The organism is Bifidobacterium sp. H6bp9, from assembly GCF_032193695.1.
Classification (GTDB): Bacteria; Actinomycetota; Actinomycetes; order Actinomycetales; family Bifidobacteriaceae; genus Bombiscardovia; species Bombiscardovia kimbladii.
On record NZ_JASTZY010000002.1, the window covers coordinates 26,761 to 43,671 of the forward strand.

A 16,911-nucleotide genomic window follows, 5' to 3' on the forward strand; every position below is an offset into this window, starting at 1 on the left:
TCCCAGGCTCGTAACTCGTTCGTAGCACGCCGGAGCGTCATCATGAGGCGCTAGGCTGGCAGACATGACACAGGATATCGAAATCGGTCTCGGCAAGAAGGCCACGGTGGCCTACACGCTCGATGATGTCTCCATACTCCCCTCCAGAAGGACCCGGGATCCCCAGGATGTCTCCACAGCCTGGCAGGTGGATGCCTACGAGTTTGACCTGCCCTTGCTGGCGGCGCCCATGGACTCGGTGACCAGCCCTGAGACGGCCATTGCTCTGGGACGATTGGGTGGACTGGGCGTGCTGGACCTGGAGGGGCTGTGGACCAGATACGAGGATCCGCGCCCCCAGCTGGATCGGATAGCCCATGCCTCGCCGGAGCAGGCGACCGGGGTCATTCAGGAGGCCTACCGGGAACCGGTCAAGGCGGAGCTGATCACCCGCCGTCTGCAGGAGATCCGCAAGGCCGGGGTCACGGTGGCCGGAGCCCTGTCCCCTCAGCGCACCCAGGAGTTCTATACCACGGTGGTCGATGCGGGCGTGGACCTCTTCGTGATCCGAGGAACGGCGGTCTCGGCCGAACACGTCTCCACCAGCCATGAGCCTTTGAATCTGAAGAAGTTCATCTACGACCTGGACGTTCCGGTCATCGTCGGAGGGGCCGCCACCTACCAGGCTGCCCTGCATCTGATGCGCACCGGTGCCGCCGGGGTGCTGGTCGGGTTCGGCGGGGGAGCCTCCTCCACCGATTCCGCCACCATCGGAATCCAAGCGCCTATGGCCACTGCCATCTCGGATGTGGCCGAGGCGCGTCGCGACTACCTGGACGAGTCGGGCGGACGCTACGTTCAGGTCATCGCCGACGGGGAGACCGGTACCTCGGGTTCCTTTGTCAAGGCCTTGGCCATGGGGGCCGACGCGGTCATGCTGGGCACGCCCCTGGCCAAGGCTACGGAGGCTCCCGGCGAGGGCATGCACTGGGGGGCCGAGGCTCATCATCCTGAACTGCCAAGGGGCCGCAGGGTCCAGGTCGGCCAGGTGGGCAGCCTGGAGCGCATACTCTTCGGTCCCAGCGACCGCACCGACGGCAGTCTGAATCTGATCGGGGCACTTCGCCGGGCCATGGCTTCCACCGGTTATGTGGATGTCAAGAACTTCCAGAAGTGCCGTGTGGCAGTGACCCCCGGCCCCCGCTGCTGAGCAGAATAGGGCATTCACGGTCCAGTTATCCACAATCCGCATAAAGGCCGGTTCAGGTTGACCACATTCCTGAACCGGCCTTTACAATCCCTCTGTGCATTCCTACTCTGGACGTAATCGCTGTCGTTGCGTCGGTTGCCCAGTGCGCCTCGCCGGCATGGGAGGGGGGACAAGCACATCGGAGTGCGAGGAGAGAAGTATGACGGAGTATATGGATCTGGCACCGGTCTGGGATCAAGATCAAGCAACCGAGGAGTCGGCAGGACAGGAGAATGGCGGCTGGTGGCCGTCTACCTGTACGCAGGTGCCGCTGGGACTTGGCGACATCAATCTGACCGTGCGAACGGTCAACTTCATTCGGCCGGGGGATGCTGCCGGGCATGAGGGTCTGTCTTCAGATCTCAAGCGTATTCTTGTCAATCTGTGCGCCTTGGCATCCAGGGTCTTCGATGTGTTGCGGGGCCGTTTGCCTATGAAGAGCCTGGACCGTGTGCTCAACCGCGTCTGCATGGAGCGATTGGCCCTGCTGGCCCAGTTGCTGCGGGATCGGCATCTGGGCATGGTCCGCACGGCGGATCACGTCGGCATGACATACCTGCCGCTGATTCCTAAACTGGTCGAGCTCTACCGCGTAGACCGTGACCGGTACGAAACCACCATCGGATTTCTGGTCGGCGAGCGCACAGTGCTGACCAACCTGATCGTCGCCAGAAGCGGTTCGCGCTGGGTTTGCGTCCGCTTCGACATGGGTTAGGCGGCGGCTTTGGCGGGGTGACCCATATGATGGTGGGTATGTTGCGTGAATATACGGTCGAGCTTCAACACCCGACGACGGACAAGGACACCATCTATTCACTCCTGGCAAAACGCACCGCCCGCGATCCTGAGGAGCTGGTTGCCCAGTGGCAGGATCCCATGACCAGAAACTGGCACGATGTCAAGGCAGGGCAGATGTCCGCACGGGTACGCGCCGTGGCCAAGGGCTTGATGGCCCTGGGCGTGGAAAAGGGCAGTACCGTGGTCATCTACGCCTCCACCAGTTACGACTGGGGGGTCACGGACTTCGCCTGCGCTGCCATCGGGGCGGTCTCTGTGCCCATCTATGAGACCGATTCGCCCAACCAGGCCCAGAAGATCGTCCAGGACGTGGACTGTGTCCTGGCCTTTGCCGGCGACTCTGAGCACGCGCAGATCCTGGAGCAGGTCCGGGGGTCCTCGCCCAAGCTCAAGTACGTCTTCAATTTCGAAGCCGGGGGCTTGAACGCAGTCAGTGAATTCGGCCAGGGGATAGAAGACGAGCGCCTGGATCAGGCCATCGCCCAGGTCAAGGCCGACGATCTGGCCACCATCGTCTACACTTCGGGTTCAACTGGGGAGCCCAAGGGCGCCATGCTCTCCAACCGGAACTTCGTCCACATCGTCTTCGTGGGCTGGGATGTGCTCTACCACATGCTGGCAGCGCCCTCCCGCCTGATGCTCTTCCTGCCCCTGGCCCACTGCTTCGCCCGCTACATCCAGTACGTGGCCATCGGCGCTCAGGGGGTGGTCGGATACGTCTCCAACGCCAAGCACCTGCTGACCGACCTGCGCACCTTCCGGCCCACCTATCTGCTGGGCGTGCCCCGCGTCTTCGAAAAGGTCTACAACGCCGCCTCGCAGAAGGCCGGCACAGGCTTGGCCGGGAAGGTCTTCGCCAAGGCCACCAAGCACTTCATCAAGTGGTCCAAAGACGAGCAGGAGGGGCACGGTCATTCGTTGTTTACCCGCCTGGCCCACGCTTTCTATACCAAGACCGTCGGCAATACGATCGAGTCCGCCCTGGGCTCCAACCTGAGCTACCTGGCCTGCGGCGGCGCGCCCATGAATGCCGACCTGGCCCATTTCTTCAACGGGATCGACGGCATCACCTTCATTCAGGGCTACGGGATGACCGAGACGGCAGCACCCTGCATCGTCAACTTCGAGGATGCCAACGAGGTGGGATCGGTCGGCCGCCCTGGCTCGGGCATCACGGTCAGGCTGAGCGACGATGATGAGCTCCTGGTCAAGGGCCCCAGCGTCTTCATGGGCTACTACCACCAGCCCGAGCTTGATTCCACCGTGCTCGATAAGGACGGCTGGCTGCACACCGGAGATCTGGCCCAGATCGACGACCAGGGCTTCGTCTTCATCACCGGCCGTAAGAAAGACGTCATCATCACCGCCGGCGGCAAGAACGTGAGCCCGGCTCCCCTGGAGGATGTCATCAGCACCTGCCCCATAGTCTCCCAGGCCGTGGTCGTGGGCGACGGCAGGCCCTTCGTAGGTGCCCTGGTCACCTTGGATGCCGGGATGCTGAAGTCCTGGCTGACCTCCCAGGGCCTGGACGCTGACATGAGCATGGAGCAGGCCAGCCACAACGAGGCCATCCATGCCTTCATCCAGCAGTATGTGGACAAGGCCAACTGCAACGTCTCGCGGGCCGAGTCGGTGCGCAAGTTCCTGGTGCTGGACAAGGACTTCAGCCAGGAGGACGGCACCCTGACCCCCAGCCTGAAGGTGGTGCGCCCCGAGGTGCTCCGCCAGTATGCCGAACTCGTGGACAAGGTCCTCTATGCCCCCAGGACGCCGGCCAAGCCGGCCGCCAAGGAGAACGACATCGTCAGCAGGGCTCGGACCACCATGAGCGACTCCCTGGCCAGCATGACCGGACGCATGCGTGATGTCCGCCAGGAGGAGGAAGCGGCACCAGAGGACGAGAAGGACGGCCGCGACGGCCGGGATGACGAGGAGTAAGCAGTGGCGATTCGTACAATCAGAGTGGTTCCAGATCCGGTTTTGCGCACCCCCTGCGATCCAGTGACCAGCATCACCCCGGCTGTGCGCAGTCTGGTGCGTGACCTGGTGGACACTGTCGACGACCCGGGCCGGGCCGGCCTGTCGGCCAACCAGATCGGCGTGGGCCTGCGTGTCTTCTCGTACAACATCGGCGGCAAGGTGGGCTACATCATCAATCCGGTCATCGACAAGACCTCCGGCGAGCAGTATGGCGAGGAGGGATGCCTGTCCCTGCCCAACCTCTGGTATCCGACCAAGCGGGCCGACTACGCCCGAGCCCACGGCATCGACTTGGACGGCAAGACGGTGACTCTTGAAGGCCATGGCATCATGGGGCGGATGATCCAGCACGAGTGCGACCACCTGGACGGCCATGTCTATGTGGATCGGCTGGAGAGCGACGTTCGCCGCAAGGCCATGCAGCAGCTCAGATCAGCCAGGTAGGCAGAGGGCGAACGCGATACCCGAGGTCATTGGCCTCAGGTATCATGGTAATTCGGCGTGTCATTGCGCAGGTCTGCTGTCACGGGCGGGCAAGCGCGCCAAGAGTATTCCCGAACGCACGCCGCAAATTCGCGCCATGTCCGCGACGTCCTGTGTCGGTCGGCTCCTCGGAGTTGCACGCAGGTGCACATGGCCAGGCAATAACCGACAATGAAAGGTACGGACATGGCACAGATCACCATGAGCGAAATGCTGAAGGCCGGCGTCCACTTCGGACACCAGACCCGTCGTTGGAACCCCAAGATGAAGCAGTACATCCTGATGGAGCGCAACGGCATCCACATCATCAACCTCTTCAAGTCGCTCGGTCTGATCGACAAGGCCTATGACTTCATCAAGCAGACCGTGGCCCACAACGGCACCGTGCTCTTCGTGGGGACCAAGAAGCAGGCCCAGGAGGCCATCAAGGCCCAGGCCACCCGGGTGAACATGCCCTACGTCTCCGAGCGCTGGCTGGGCGGCATGCTGACCAACTTCCAGACCGTGACCAAGCGGGTCGGCCGCTTGAAGGAACTGGAGGAGATGGACTTCGACGACGTGCACGGCTCGGGGCTGACCAAGAAGGAGCTCCTGCTCCTGCGGCGTGAGAAGGACAAGCTGGAGCGCCAGCTGGGCGGCATCCGCAACATGAACCGCACCCCTTCGGCCCTGTTCGTGGTCGACATCAACAAGGAGGCCCTGGCGGTCTCCGAGGCCAACAAGCTGGGCATTCCGGTGGTGGCCCTGGTGGACACCAACACGGATCCTGAGCTCGTCACCTACCCCATTCCAGCCAACGACGATGCCATTCGCGGCGTCGAGCTGCTGACCAGGCTGATGGCCGATGCCGTGGCCGACGGTCTGCTGGAGCGCTCCGGCAAGGCCGCCAAGACCGAGGAGGCCTCCGACCAGCCCATGGCCGAGTGGGAGAAGAACCTGCTGGAGAACAAGGACGGACAGCCGCAGGAGCAGGCCCAGGAGACCGCCCAGGCTCCCCAGGCCGAGCAGCCTGCGCAACCGCAGCAGGAGACCCCCGCTGCTGATCAGGCCGCCTGAAATCTGGCGTCTAGGCAGATGCATTCAGGAAAGACCAGATAGGAGAGTTTCATGGCAAAAATCACCGCTGCACTGATCAAGGAGCTGCGTGATCAGACCGGCGCCGGCATGATGGACGTCAAGAAGGCCCTGACCGAGGCTGAGGGCGACATGGCCCGCGCCAAGGAGATCATCCGCGCCACCGGCATCCAGGCCGCAGGCGCCCGCGAGGGCCGCAAGGCTCAGGAGGGCCTGATAGCCTCCACCGTCGTCGAGGGCGGACAGGGCCAGATCGGCTATGCCGTCGAGCTCAACTCCGAGACCGACTTCGTGGCCAAGACCCCTCAGTTCATCGAGTTCGGCCAGGAGGTCATCGACGACGTGGCCAAGGCTGATGCCTCCAACGCCGAGCAGGTCGATGCCGCTCCATCCAAGTCGGGCACCGTCAAGGAGACCGTTGAGGAGGCCGGCGCGCTCTTCCATGAGCACGTCAAGGTCGGCCAGGTGGCCCGGGTCGAAGGTCCCCGTGTGGAGATCTATGCCCACCGCAAATCCGTGGAGATGCCCCCCTCCATCGTGGCCATGATCGCCACTGACGAGGCCGGCGCCCAGGTGGCCCATGAGGTGGCCCTGCAGATCTCCGCCATGAGCCCCAAGTGGCTCAGCCGCGAGGATGTGCCCGCCGACGTGGTGGAGTCCGAGCGTCGCGTGGCCACCGAGAAGTCCCAGGCCGAAGGCAAGCCCGAGAAGATCATTCCCAAGATCGTCGAGGGGCGCCTGAACGCCTTCTTCAAGGAGACCGTCCTGCTGGAGCAGCAGTACGTCAAGGACACCTCCAAGACCATTGGCGACCTCTTCAAGCAGGCTGGCGGCAAGGCCCTGGCCTTCGCCCGTCTCGAGGTCGGCAAGGGCGACGAGGAGTAGTCGGTAGCCCAGCAATGTCTTGGGTCGTCTCGTCCGATCCTGTCTGAGGGATAGACAGACGGCCGGCATTGATGATGACTGACGATAGGGGAGTGGCTTTTGTGGCCGCTCCCCTTCTTCCGTCCTGGGCCTATCACATCAGCCTGCTCAAGGAGGGGTTGTCGCCCAGCCTCGATACCCTATTAGCGGCGTATTCCGCCCGTCATCATGTCTGGAGAAAGGGTTTTTATGACCGGATCCGATTCAGCGCAAAACCCAGCATCGCCTCGTCGTGTGCTGCTCAAGCTCTCCGGGGAGGCCTTCGGGGGAGGCGAGGTCGGCATCGACGTGCAGGTGGTCAAGCGGGTGGCCAAGGAGATCGTCCAGGCGGTGCAGAGCGGCGTTCAGGTGGCCATCGTGGTAGGCGGCGGCAACTTCTTCCGCGGAGCCGAGCTCAGCCAGGCCGGAATCGAACGCTCGCGCGGCGACTACATGGGCATGCTGGGCACGGTCATGAACTGCCTGGCCCTGCAGGACTTCCTGGAGCAGGATGGGCAGGCCACCAGGGTGCAGACAGCCATCACCATGGGCCAGGTTGCCGAGCCCTACATCCCGCTCAAGGCCATCCGTCACCTGGAGAAGGGACGCGTGGTCATCTTCGGCGCCGGATCCGGCATGCCGTACTTCTCAACCGACACCGTCTCCATCCAGCGGGCCCTGGAGATTCATTGCGTCGAGGTCCTCATGGGCAAGAACGGCGTGGACGGCGTATACACGGCTGATCCCAACAAGCAGGCTTCTGCGCGCATGTTCACCAATCTGAGCTACCAGCGGGCCCTGGTGGACAATCTGGCCGTCATGGACGCGGCAGCCCTGTCCATGGCCAGGGACAACGACATGCCCATCCGCGTCTTCGGACTGGAGGGTGAAGGCAACGTGACCGGAGCGCTCAGGGGCCAGCGCCTGGGCACCTTGGTCCACGGCGGTTCTGATCGTACCCTGTGACCGGCTGCGGGCACACCCTGCGCCGCTTGGCCCCAGTGGCCCCATGGCCGTAGAGTATAAGAATGACGGACCTCGCGCGCACAGGCGGATGGTCCATACAGCAAGGAGCAGATCATGACCACAGTGGTGGACCAGGCCGGAAGGCAGATGGACAAGAGCATCGAGGCGACCAAGGAGAACTTCTCGGGAATCAGGACCGGGCGTGCCAACCCCTCCTTCCTCAACGACATCATGGTGGAGTATTACGGCACACCCACCCCCATCAAGTCCTTGGCATCCATCGGCGTCCCGGAGCCCCGAACCCTGGCTGTCACCCCCTTCGACCCCTCCCAGGCAGGCGCGGTCGAGAAGGCCATCCGCGATTCGGATCTGGGCGTCAACCCCAGCCGTGACGGCAACGTCATCAGGGTCACCATGCCCGAGCTGACTGAGGAACGCCGCCGGGACTATGTCAAGCTGGCCAAGACCAAGGCCGAGGAGGGCAAGGTGGCCGTCCGCAACATTCGGCGCAAGGTCAAGGAGGAGCTGGAGTCCAAGGTCAAGGATGGCGACCTGGGCGAGGATGAGGGCAACCGGCTGCAGAAGGAGCTGGAGACCGTCACCAAGCAGAAGAACGACATGATCGACCAGCTCCTGGACGCCAAGGAGAAGGAGATCCTCGAGGTCTGATCCGCCTGGGGAGGATCCACACTTCATGAGTACTAAGGAAAGCTCTGCCGAGAAGGCGGGTCAGGATGCCGTCGCAATTCTGAACAAGCGAACCGGGCGCAACATGCCGCAGGCGGTGGCCACTGGCGCGCTTCTGGTGGTCATCATCCTGGCCTGCATCCTGGTGCGCATCGACGCATTCATCTACCTGATCGTGATCTTCATGACCCTGGGGCTCTGGGAGCTCAGGGTGGACTTTGCCACAGCGGGCCTGCATATACCGGTAGTCGAGCTCTGGATCTGCTCGGCGGCCACCATGCTGGCCTCCTTCTACGCACCGGATCACGTGGCGGTCATGACCGCCGGAGTTCTGGTCACTGCCCTGGTCGGGGCTCTTGCGGCCACCCGCAACCATCGTCTGGGCGGTCGTCTGGCTAAGGCGGTGAATGCCAAGCTCTCGGGCAAGGATGCGCAGACCATGGCCGACGCCTCCTACGGTGCTGCAGAGCAGGGGAGCCGGTCCAGCAGCCTGGCCAATGTGGGCGTCACCCTGCTGACTGTTGTCTACATCACCCTCCTGGCCTGTCTGATAACCCTGCCCACCACCTTCGGCGGGCATCCTGCAGCACATGCCTTCATGGTGATTTTCCTGCCTGCCTTAAGTGACATCGGCGGCCTTCTCTTCGGCTCGCTCTTCGGCAAGCACAAGATCGCGCCCCGCATCTCTCCCGGCAAGTCGTTGGAAGGGTTGGCAGGCTCCATGCTCTGCTGTCTGGTTGGCGCCCTGGTCATCTTCGCGGCCACCTATCCCATGGCGGATTGGGGAAGGATCTGGTGGGTCGCCCTGCTCATGGGCATCATGGTCGGAGCCACAGGCACCCTAGGGGATCTGAGCGCATCCTTGATCAAACGCGATCTGGGGATCAAGGACATGGGCCACCTGCTCAAGGGCCACGGCGGGGTACTGGACAGGGTGGATTCCATCCTCATGTCCGCGCCCTTCATCACACTGGTTCTTTTGATTACCGGCCTGTGACCGGGATTGATGGTCGGATGACTGATACGGGATGAGGTAGAGGTATGACAGATGTCGACATGACTGGTGCCGAGCCTGAAACCGGCATCACCCCTGGTGGCAAGAATGGCGCCTTCAGGGACGTTCTGGCGGCCGACCATGCCCGTCGAGGCAAGCCGCCGCGTCACTTTACGGATATGGACCTAGAGGAGCGTCAGGAGGTCTGCGCTCAACTGGGTCTGCCGAAATTCCGGGCCTCGCAGCTGGCTAACCATTACTTCAACCATCTGTCCACCAATCCGGACGACTTCACGGATCTTCCTGCGGCCAGCCGCCAGGATGCCGCACACCGCTTCTTTCCTGAACTGATAACCCCGGTCACCGTCCAGAAGGCGGATCAGGGGACGACCATCAAAACCCTCTGGGAGCTCTTCGACGGGTCCAGGATCGAGTCCGTACTTATGCGCTACCCTTCCAGAGCCACCCTCTGCATTTCCAGCCAGGTCGGCTGCGGCATGGGCTGCCCCTTCTGCGCCACAGGTCAGCTTGGATTGACCCGGAACATGTCGACCGGCGAGATTCTGGAACAGGTAAGGGCCGCATCCCGGATGATGAGGTCCGGACAGGTCGCCGGAGGACCCGGGCGCCTAAGCAACATCGTCTTCATGGGTATGGGCGAGCCCATGGGCAACTACCGGGCCGTCCTGTCCGCAGTCAGGCAGATCAGCGCCCTGCCGCCCAAGGGATTCGGCATCTCGGCCAGGAACATCACCGTCTCCACGGTCGGCGTGGTGCCCGGCATCCGCAAGCTGACCAAAGAAGGCATTCCGGTCCGTCTGGCCGTCTCCCTCCATGCCCCCAGCGACAAGTTGCGCGACGAGCTGGTTCCCATGAACCGGCGCTTCAATACCACCCAGGTCCTGGACGCGGCCCACGACTACTACCTGGCCAGCGGCAGACGGGTCAGCATCGAGTACGCCCTGATGCGCGGCATCAACGACCAGGCCGAGCATGCCCGTCTGCTGGCCAAGCGCCTCAACCACTACGGGGACGACTGGGCGCATGTCAACCCCATACCCCTGAATCCGATTGAGGGGTCTCGCTGGACGGCCTCCAAGCCCGAGGACGAGCAGCGCTTTCTGGACATCCTCCACAAGGCCGGCATCACTGCAACCATGAGGGACACCCGCGGATCAGACATCGACGGCGCCTGCGGCCAGCTGGCAGCCAAGGCCGTCAAGCTCCAGGCCTAATCCGGCGTTCTGCAATCACCATGCCATAGTGTGGACATGCCATGGTCTTCGGATGCCAGAGAAGCTAAGGTCTTGATTCAAACAAATCGGTTCAGGCAGGAAGGCGGGTCGCATGACGGTAGCGGTTCGTGTCATTCCCTGCCTTGATGTCGACCAGGGCCGTGTGGTCAAAGGCGTCCACTTCAAGAATCTGCACGATGCAGGCGACCCGGTCGAACTGGCTTCCGCCTACTACCAACAGGGCGCCGACGAACTGACCTTTCTGGATGTGACTGCCTCTGGAAGCGGGCGAGCCACCATGGTGGACCTGGTCAAGAGCACTGCCGACCAGATCTTCATTCCATTGACCGTCGGCGGAGGCGTGCGGACGCCGCAGGATGTCGACACTCTCCTGCGGTCAGGGGCCGACAAGGTCGGCATCAACACGGCAGCCATTGCCAATCCGCAGGTCATCGGCGACATCGCTCAGCGGTTTGGTCGCCAGGTCCTGGTGCTCTCGGTCGATGCCCGCCGATCCGATGCCCAGGGCATTACCTCAGGATATGAGGTGACCACCATGGGCGGCCACCAGTCCACCGGCATCGATGCCATCGATTGGGTCAAGCAGGCCCAAGGACTCGGAGCCGGTGAGATCCTCCTCAACTCCATGGATGCAGACGGCACCCGTCAGGGATTCGATCTGGAAATGATCGCCGACGTGCGCAAGGCCGTATCCCTTCCCCTTATCGCCAGCGGTGGCGCAGGCAAGGCCGCCGATTTTCCTCCAGCTGTCAAGGCCGGGGCCGATGCGGTCCTGGCGGCTTCCGTCTTCCATTTCGGCCAGGTGTCCATCAAGGATGTCAAGCAGGCGCTCCATGCGGCCGGGTATCCGGTTCGATGGCAGGCCTGAACCAATCCCGCAGATAATTCGACACCGCATGCTGCATGGCATTTGCTGGCCATGTTGGCAGTCATCGGGAAACCATACCCATATCTGAAACAATCAACCGGCAGGGATATGTCGGACAAATCAGCTGAATCAAGTAGATGAATCAAGGAGAATGAGGATCAATGTCACAGTCTTCGAAGGATCAGGAAGCACGTTTGGATCCGAGCATAGCGGCTAGGCTGAAGAAGGATGCCAAGGGACTTGTGGCCGCTGTGGTCCAACAGTATGACAGCCGTCAGGTGCTCATGGTCGGGTACATGGATGAGGAGGCCTTGAGACGGACTTTGACCACGGGAAGGGTCACCTTCTGGTCCCGCTCCAGGCAGGAATACTGGCGCAAGGGAGACACCTCCGGGCATGTCCAATACGTCAAGGCAGTCAGCATCGACTGCGACGGGGACGCCTTGCTTATCGAAGTCGACCAGGTGGGGGCGGCCTGCCACACCGGACACAGGTCGTGTTTTGAAGCCGGAGGACCCTTGCCAGCGGTGCAGGGCAATCGTACTCAGGCACAGATGCAGAGCGAGGAAGGGTAATGGGTAATCCAGTGCAGAAAGACGCTAAGGTTGTGACAGGGAACACACAAGAAACTGGAGGGAAGGGCTCTATGACCGTCTTGGATGAACTGGTGGCCGGCGCCGTGGAGGATGCCAGGAGCCGGGTGCAACAGATTCCCTTGGAAAGCCTCAAGCAACAGGTCAGGAGCATGAAGCGCAAACCTCTGGATGCCGCGCGACTGCTCAGGGAGAGCGTCGGCATTCCGATCATCGCGGAAATCAAGCGAGCCTCGCCCTCCAAGGGGTACCTTGCCGACATCAAAAATCCCGCCGCCCTGGCCCGGCAGTATGCCAACGGGGGTGCCTCGGCCATATCGGTCCTGACCGAGGGCAGACGCTTCCTGGGATCCTTGGAGGATCTGCGGCAGGTCAGGCAGGCCGTGGGCATTCCCGTGCTCAACAAGAACTTCATCGTCTCCGACTACCAGGTCTGGGAGTCCAGGGCCAACGGGGCCGATATGATCCTGCTGATTGTGGCGGCCTTGGATGACGCCCGTCTCAAGCACCTGCTGGACCTTGCCGGGAGCCTGGGCATGACTGCCCTGGTCGAGACCCATGATCGTCAGGAGATCGAGCGGGCCATCGCGGCCGGCGCCAGGGTGATCGGCATCAACGCCCGGAATCTGAAGGACCTGAGCGTTGACGTTGACCAGTATGCCCGCCTGGCCTCCAACCTGCCCAAGGATGTGGTCAAGGTGGCCGAGTCCGGAGTGTTCGGCACGGTCGAGCTGGAGCGGTATGCCCGGGCCGGGGCCGATGCGGTCCTGATAGGAGAAGGTCTGGTCACCTCACAGGACCAGGAGGGTACCGTCCGCTTGCTGGTTCAGGCTGGTCACCGCTTCAAGGCCGCCGAGGCCAGGCCCCTCTCAACCCATGACGGTCCCTATTTCGGCCCCTATGGCGGACGTTTCGTCCCTGAGGCCCTGGTGGGCGCCCTCGACGAGCTGGAGCGTGTCTACAAGGAGGCCAAGGCCGATCCGGCCTTCCGTGAGGAGCTGAACAGACTCAACCGGGTCTATGTGGGGCGTCCCTCGGCCCTGACGCCGGCGCCTCGGTTCGCCAAGCTGATCGGCGATCGGGTCGGCGGCCAGGTCAGGGTCTTTCTGAAGAGGGAGGACCTGAACCACACGGGCGCCCACAAGATCAACAACGCCCTGGGTCAGGGGCTTTTGGTCAAGCGTATGGGCAAGACCCGCGTCATTGCGGAGACCGGCGCCGGCCAGCATGGCGTGGCCACGGCTACGGTCTGTGCCCTCCTGGGCTTCAAGTGCCGAATCTACATGGGGCAGATCGATGCCCGCAGACAGGCCCTGAACGTGGCCAGGATGCGAATGCTGGGAGCCGAAGTCGTCGAGGTGACCACCGGGACCAGGATCCTCAAGGATGCCATCAACGAGGCCCTGCGCGACTGGGTGACCAACGTGGAGACGACCCACTACCTGCTGGGCACGGTTGCCGGCCCCCACCCCTTCCCGACCATCGTCAGGGACTTCCAGAAGATCATCGGCGAAGAGGCTTCCGCGCAGCTGTCCGCATACGGCATCGACCATCCCGACGGGGTTGTGGCCTGCGTCGGCGGAGGTTCCAACGCCATCGGCATCATGAACACCTTCCTGGACGATCCCCGGGTTTCCCTTTACGCATATGAGGCCGGCGGGGACGGGCCCAAGTCGGGCAAGCACGCCATTCGCCTGTCGCCAGGCACCGGTCAGATCGGCGTCTTCCAAGGGACCAAGTCCTATCTGTTGGAGGACGACCAGGGTCAGACCATGGACACCTACTCCATCTCCGCCGGTCTGGATTACGCCTCAGTGGGGCCTGAGCATGCCTGGCTGCACGACATGGGCCGGGTCAAGTATGACTATGCAACTGACAAGGAGGCCATGCAGGCTTTCAGCGACCTGTGCCGGACCGAGGGCATCATCCCCGCCCTGGAGTCCTCGCACGCCTTGGCTGGAGCCAGCAAGGCGGCCACCGACCTTTTGCGCAAGGGAATCAGGAATCCTGTCATTCTGATCAACATCTCGGGCAGGGGCGACAAGGATGTAGCCACGGCGGGCAGATGGTTCGGCTACCTGTCCGAGCAGGAGGTCAGCGCTCTGGAAGCCCAGGCCGGGCGCAACAGAAGCGATCAAGCAGAAGAGGAGGCCCGATAATGGTCAACCAGCAATGGCAATGGCAGAAAGCCCCCGCCCAGCCTGTCCAACCCCAGCCTGTGCAATCCCAGCCTGTCCAGCCTAAGGGGTTCAGCCGCACGGCCAGCCCGGTGGCGTCCACTCTGCAGGCCCTCCGCCAAGAGGGCAGGCCGGCATTCATCGGCTACTTCCCCTATGGATTCCCGGACGTGCCCACATCCCTGGAGGCCATGCGGGTCATGGTGAAAAGCGGGGTTGACATCGTCGAGATCGGGCTGCCCTACAGCGACCCGGTCATGGATGGCCCGGTCATCCAGGCGGCCAGCAAGTGCGCCATCGATAATGGCGTCAAGGTCGAGGGTGTCTTCGACGCGGTCCGTCAGGTCCAGGCGGACGGTGCCAGGGCTCTGGTCATGAGCTACTGGAATCTGATCATGCATCATGGAGTGGCGGACTTTGCCGCCCGCATGGCCGAGGCCGGCGGGTCCGGTCTGGTCACCCCGGATCTGATCGTCGACGAGTCTGGGGAATGGATAGAGCAGTCGGACCGGTATGGCCTTGACCGGGTTTACTTGGTCTCGCCAGACTCCACCGATGCGCGTCTGCAGATCACATCCCGTGCAGCCAGGGGCTTCGTCTACGCGACCTCCCGGATGGGCGTGACCGGCGAACGGACCAGCATGTCCAACTCGGCCCAGAACCTGGTGGCGAGAGTCAGGCAGGCTGGTGCCCCTTATGTCTGCGTGGGCATCGGGGTGTCTACCGCCCAGCAGGCCTCCCAGGTCGGGGCCTACGCGGACGGGGTCATCGTCGGCTCGGCCCTGGTCCACTGCCTTCTGGATGACGAGGGCAGGCCGCGGAAGGACCGCAGAAAGGCACTGGAGTCCTTGGCTGAGGTTTGCTCCGACCTGCGCTGGGGCATCTCCCAGTCAAGGAAGTGAATGGGGCTGTAAGGCCCAAGGGCTAGATTGGGGCTTTATGACGCTTGCCTACATTCCATCGCCGGGAATATCCAGCTTCCATCTGGGGCCGGTCACCATCAGGTTCTATGCGCTGACCATGCTCCTGGCCATCATCGTGGCCGCCTGGATCACGGCCAGGCGCTGGAAGAAGGAGGGCGGCCGGACCGACCAGATTCTGGACATCGCCATCTGCGCGGTACCGGCCGGCATCGTCGGCGCAAGGCTCTACCACGTCATCACCACCCCTGAGCGGTATTTCGGAGCTGATGGCAACCCAGCGGACATTCTGCGCATCTGGCGTGGCGGTCTGGGCATCTGGGGTGCAGTCCTCCTGGGAGCACTGGCAGCCTGGGCCTGGTGCCGTCACAAGAGCTACCCGACCGCCCTGCTGGCCGACAGCGTGGCTCCTGCCCTTCTGGTGGCCCAGGCCATCGGGCGACTGGGCAACTGGTTCAACCAGGAGCTCTACGGGGCCCCCACCACGCTGCCCTGGGGACTGAAGATCGATGCGGCAGGTTCCGCCATCGGCAGCAGCGAACAGTGCTATGACGGGGCCACCTGCCCGACCGGCACCCTCTTCCAACCCACATTCCTCTATGAGATGATCTGGAACCTGATCGGCGCGGCCCTCCTGGTCTGGATCGGCCACAAGGCCGTGAACGTGCTCAAGGCCGGCTCCCTCTTCGCCCTCTATGTCATGTGGTACACCCTGGGGCGCACTTGGATCGAGGCCCTTCGCATCGACTTCGCCCACGAATTCCTGGGTGTCAGGGTCAACGTCTGGGTGTCCATGACGGTCTTCTTCCTGGCGGCTGCAGCCTTCGTCCTCATAGCGCGCAAGGGCAAGCCGACCTCACTGCTGTCTGAAAAGCTGCGGACCATCACCGAGCTTGAGGTGCGTCAGGAATCCGAGGCCCAGAGCAAGTAGGACAGGGGTTAGCTATCCGTGGGTCGGTAGGTGTGCAATTGAGCCGCAAACCGGTGCCGCCGGTCTTCCGTACAACATAGAATAATCTCCATGAGCATTCAGATAGCACCCAGCATTCTTTCCGCCGATTTCGCCAACTTGGAGCGGGATCTCAAGGCTATTGCCAATGCCGATATGGTTCACGTGGATGTGATGGACCACCATTTCGTTCCCAACCTGACCCTTGGCGAGCCCGTGGTGGAGCGCATCTGCCAGGTGACCGACCTACCGGTGGACGTGCATCTGATGATCGAGGACCCCGACCGTTGGGCCCCGGAATTCGCCAAGCTGGGTGTTGCCTCCGTCACCTTCCATACCGGAGCCGTTCATGCCCCGGTCCGTCTGGCCCGCCAGCTGCACGATATGGGGGTCAAGGCCTGCCTGGCCGTGCGCCCCGCCGAACCGGTGGAGCCGATATTCGACATTCTCGATGAGTTTGACATGATTCTGGTCATGACTGTGGAGCCAGGTTTCGGCGGCCAGAAGTTCCTGAACAATCAGATGCCTAAGACCCGCCGTCTGCGTGACCAGATCACCGCCCGTGGCCTGAAGACCCACATCCAGGTGGATGGCGGGGTAAGCCCCACCACGGCTCCCATCGTGGCAGAGGCTGGAGCCGATGTCCTGGTGGCAGGCTCAGCGGTCTACGGCGCTGACGACCCGGCCAAGGCCATTGACCAGATCAGGCAGGCCGCACAGGTAAGCTACAAGGACTGACAGGTTTTGCAGGAAGAATGGAGATAGCCAGATGAAGACCTTCGATGGGTTGTTTGAGGAGCTCACGGCCAAGGCCAAGGAGCGCCCAGAAGGATCCTTGACCGTTGAAGAGCTGGACAAGGGCACGCATTTCATCGGCAAGAAAATCAATGAAGAGGCCGGAGAGACCTGGATCGCCGCTGAGTATGAGGGCAAGGAGCGGACGGCCGAGGAGATGAGCCAGCTGCTGTACCACATCCAGGTCATGATGATCGATCGGGGCATCACCCTGGAGGATGTCTACAGGTATCTGTGACC

At 62.7% G+C, this 16,911-nt stretch carries 17 protein-coding genes; all 17 read left to right on the forward strand.

All coding sequences use genetic code 11. From position 1 onward, the window contains the following. Nucleotides 1-64: 64 nt before the first annotated feature. The 17 genes from QRX40_RS03715 to QRX40_RS03795 all read left to right on the forward strand — a co-directional run bounded on the left by QRX40_RS03715 (nt 65) and on the right by QRX40_RS03795 (nt 16,909). Nucleotides 65-1,189 (forward strand): GuaB3 family IMP dehydrogenase-related protein, encoded by a 1,125-nt coding sequence (locus tag QRX40_RS03715; RefSeq protein ID WP_313836409.1) that lies wholly within the window; start codon nt 65-67, stop codon nt 1,187-1,189. Nucleotides 1,190-1,388: 199 nt separating this feature from the next. Then, nucleotides 1,389-1,943, forward strand: a complete 555-nt coding sequence (locus QRX40_RS03720) for a hypothetical protein (RefSeq protein WP_313836410.1) — start codon at nt 1,389-1,391, stop codon at nt 1,941-1,943. A gap of 38 nt (nt 1,944-1,981) precedes the next feature. Further along, nucleotides 1,982-3,964 (forward strand): long-chain fatty acid--CoA ligase, encoded by a 1,983-nt coding sequence (locus tag QRX40_RS03725; protein ID WP_045924360.1) that lies wholly within the window; start codon nt 1,982-1,984, stop codon nt 3,962-3,964. Nucleotides 3,965-3,967: 3 nt separating this feature from the next. Continuing rightward, nucleotides 3,968-4,450, forward strand: a complete 483-nt coding sequence (locus QRX40_RS03730) for a peptide deformylase (RefSeq protein ID WP_313836412.1) — start codon at nt 3,968-3,970, stop codon at nt 4,448-4,450. A gap of 225 nt (nt 4,451-4,675) precedes the next feature. Next, a complete protein-coding gene (gene rpsB / locus QRX40_RS03735) occupies nt 4,676-5,545 on the forward strand; it encodes a 30S ribosomal protein S2 (RefSeq protein ID WP_306222108.1) in 870 nt (289 codons plus the stop codon). Nucleotides 5,546-5,596: 51 nt separating this feature from the next. Then, nucleotides 5,597-6,448, forward strand: coding sequence for a translation elongation factor Ts (gene tsf, locus QRX40_RS03740; RefSeq protein WP_029678902.1), 852 nt, complete (start codon nt 5,597-5,599; stop codon nt 6,446-6,448). A 228-nt stretch (nt 6,449-6,676) separates the two neighbouring features. Then, nucleotides 6,677-7,432, forward strand: a complete 756-nt coding sequence (gene pyrH, locus QRX40_RS03745; RefSeq protein WP_313836413.1) for a UMP kinase — start codon at nt 6,677-6,679, stop codon at nt 7,430-7,432. 114 nt (nt 7,433-7,546) lie between these two features. Continuing rightward, nucleotides 7,547-8,101, forward strand: coding sequence for a ribosome recycling factor (gene frr, locus QRX40_RS03750; RefSeq protein WP_045924363.1), 555 nt, complete (start codon nt 7,547-7,549; stop codon nt 8,099-8,101). Nucleotides 8,102-8,126: 25 nt separating this feature from the next. Further along, complete coding sequence (locus QRX40_RS03755; RefSeq protein ID WP_313836414.1) at nt 8,127-9,116, forward strand: phosphatidate cytidylyltransferase; 990 nt, start codon at nt 8,127-8,129, stop codon at nt 9,114-9,116. Nucleotides 9,117-9,160: 44 nt separating this feature from the next. Next, a complete protein-coding gene (gene rlmN / locus QRX40_RS03760) occupies nt 9,161-10,348 on the forward strand; it encodes a 23S rRNA (adenine(2503)-C(2))-methyltransferase RlmN (RefSeq protein ID WP_396176792.1) in 1,188 nt (395 codons plus the stop codon). A 112-nt stretch (nt 10,349-10,460) separates the two neighbouring features. Continuing rightward, nucleotides 10,461-11,237: an imidazole glycerol phosphate synthase subunit HisF gene (hisF, locus tag QRX40_RS03765; RefSeq protein ID WP_313836415.1), complete on the forward strand. Its 777-nt coding sequence runs from the start codon at nt 10,461-10,463 to the stop codon at nt 11,235-11,237. Nucleotides 11,238-11,398: 161 nt separating this feature from the next. After that, nucleotides 11,399-11,812 carry a phosphoribosyl-AMP cyclohydrolase gene (hisI, locus tag QRX40_RS03770; RefSeq protein WP_045924367.1) on the forward strand — a complete coding sequence of 138 codons (414 nt, stop codon included), beginning with the start codon at nt 11,399-11,401 and terminating at the stop codon, nt 11,810-11,812. A gap of 71 nt (nt 11,813-11,883) precedes the next feature. Next, complete coding sequence (gene trpB / locus QRX40_RS03775) at nt 11,884-13,989, forward strand: tryptophan synthase subunit beta (protein ID WP_313836416.1); 2,106 nt, start codon at nt 11,884-11,886, stop codon at nt 13,987-13,989. Further along, nucleotides 13,989-14,909 carry a tryptophan synthase subunit alpha gene (trpA, locus tag QRX40_RS03780; RefSeq protein WP_313836417.1) on the forward strand — a complete coding sequence of 307 codons (921 nt, stop codon included), beginning with the start codon at nt 13,989-13,991 and terminating at the stop codon, nt 14,907-14,909. The genes trpB and trpA overlap by 1 nt, the downstream gene beginning before the upstream one ends. Nucleotides 14,910-14,946: 37 nt before the next feature. Beyond that, nucleotides 14,947-15,858, forward strand: a complete 912-nt coding sequence (lgt, locus tag QRX40_RS03785) for a prolipoprotein diacylglyceryl transferase (protein ID WP_313836418.1) — start codon at nt 14,947-14,949, stop codon at nt 15,856-15,858. 90 nt (nt 15,859-15,948) lie between these two features. Beyond that, complete coding sequence (gene rpe, locus QRX40_RS03790; protein WP_046322854.1) at nt 15,949-16,614, forward strand: ribulose-phosphate 3-epimerase; 666 nt, start codon at nt 15,949-15,951, stop codon at nt 16,612-16,614. A gap of 31 nt (nt 16,615-16,645) precedes the next feature. Then, a complete protein-coding gene (locus QRX40_RS03795; protein WP_101432307.1) occupies nt 16,646-16,909 on the forward strand; it encodes a phosphoribosyl-ATP diphosphatase in 264 nt (87 codons plus the stop codon). Nucleotides 16,910-16,911: the final 2 nt, after the last annotated feature.

What these genes read in the sequence shown, in the direction of transcription:
- QRX40_RS03715 (WP_313836409.1), top strand. Translation starts at nt 65, where the DNA reads ATGACACAGGATATCGAAATCGGTCTCGGCAAGAAGGCCACGGTGGCC.
- QRX40_RS03720 (WP_313836410.1), top strand. Translation starts at nt 1,389, where the DNA reads ATGACGGAGTATATGGATCTGGCACCGGTCTGGGATCAAGATCAAGCA.
- QRX40_RS03725 (WP_045924360.1), top strand. Translation starts at nt 1,982, where the DNA reads ATGTTGCGTGAATATACGGTCGAGCTTCAACACCCGACGACGGACAAG.
- rpsB (WP_306222108.1), top strand. Translation starts at nt 4,676, where the DNA reads ATGGCACAGATCACCATGAGCGAAATGCTGAAGGCCGGCGTCCACTTC.
- tsf (WP_029678902.1), top strand. Translation starts at nt 5,597, where the DNA reads ATGGCAAAAATCACCGCTGCACTGATCAAGGAGCTGCGTGATCAGACC.
- pyrH (WP_313836413.1), top strand. Translation starts at nt 6,677, where the DNA reads ATGACCGGATCCGATTCAGCGCAAAACCCAGCATCGCCTCGTCGTGTG.
- frr (WP_045924363.1), top strand. Translation starts at nt 7,547, where the DNA reads ATGACCACAGTGGTGGACCAGGCCGGAAGGCAGATGGACAAGAGCATC.
- QRX40_RS03755 (WP_313836414.1), top strand. Translation starts at nt 8,127, where the DNA reads ATGAGTACTAAGGAAAGCTCTGCCGAGAAGGCGGGTCAGGATGCCGTC.
- rlmN (WP_396176792.1), top strand. Translation starts at nt 9,161, where the DNA reads ATGACAGATGTCGACATGACTGGTGCCGAGCCTGAAACCGGCATCACC.
- hisF (WP_313836415.1), top strand. Translation starts at nt 10,461, where the DNA reads ATGACGGTAGCGGTTCGTGTCATTCCCTGCCTTGATGTCGACCAGGGC.
- hisI (WP_045924367.1), top strand. Translation starts at nt 11,399, where the DNA reads ATGTCACAGTCTTCGAAGGATCAGGAAGCACGTTTGGATCCGAGCATA.
- trpB (WP_313836416.1), top strand. Translation starts at nt 11,884, where the DNA reads ATGACCGTCTTGGATGAACTGGTGGCCGGCGCCGTGGAGGATGCCAGG.
- trpA (WP_313836417.1), top strand. Translation starts at nt 13,989, where the DNA reads ATGGTCAACCAGCAATGGCAATGGCAGAAAGCCCCCGCCCAGCCTGTC.
- lgt (WP_313836418.1), top strand. Translation starts at nt 14,947, where the DNA reads ATGACGCTTGCCTACATTCCATCGCCGGGAATATCCAGCTTCCATCTG.
- rpe (WP_046322854.1), top strand. Translation starts at nt 15,949, where the DNA reads ATGAGCATTCAGATAGCACCCAGCATTCTTTCCGCCGATTTCGCCAAC.
- QRX40_RS03795 (WP_101432307.1), top strand. Translation starts at nt 16,646, where the DNA reads ATGAAGACCTTCGATGGGTTGTTTGAGGAGCTCACGGCCAAGGCCAAG.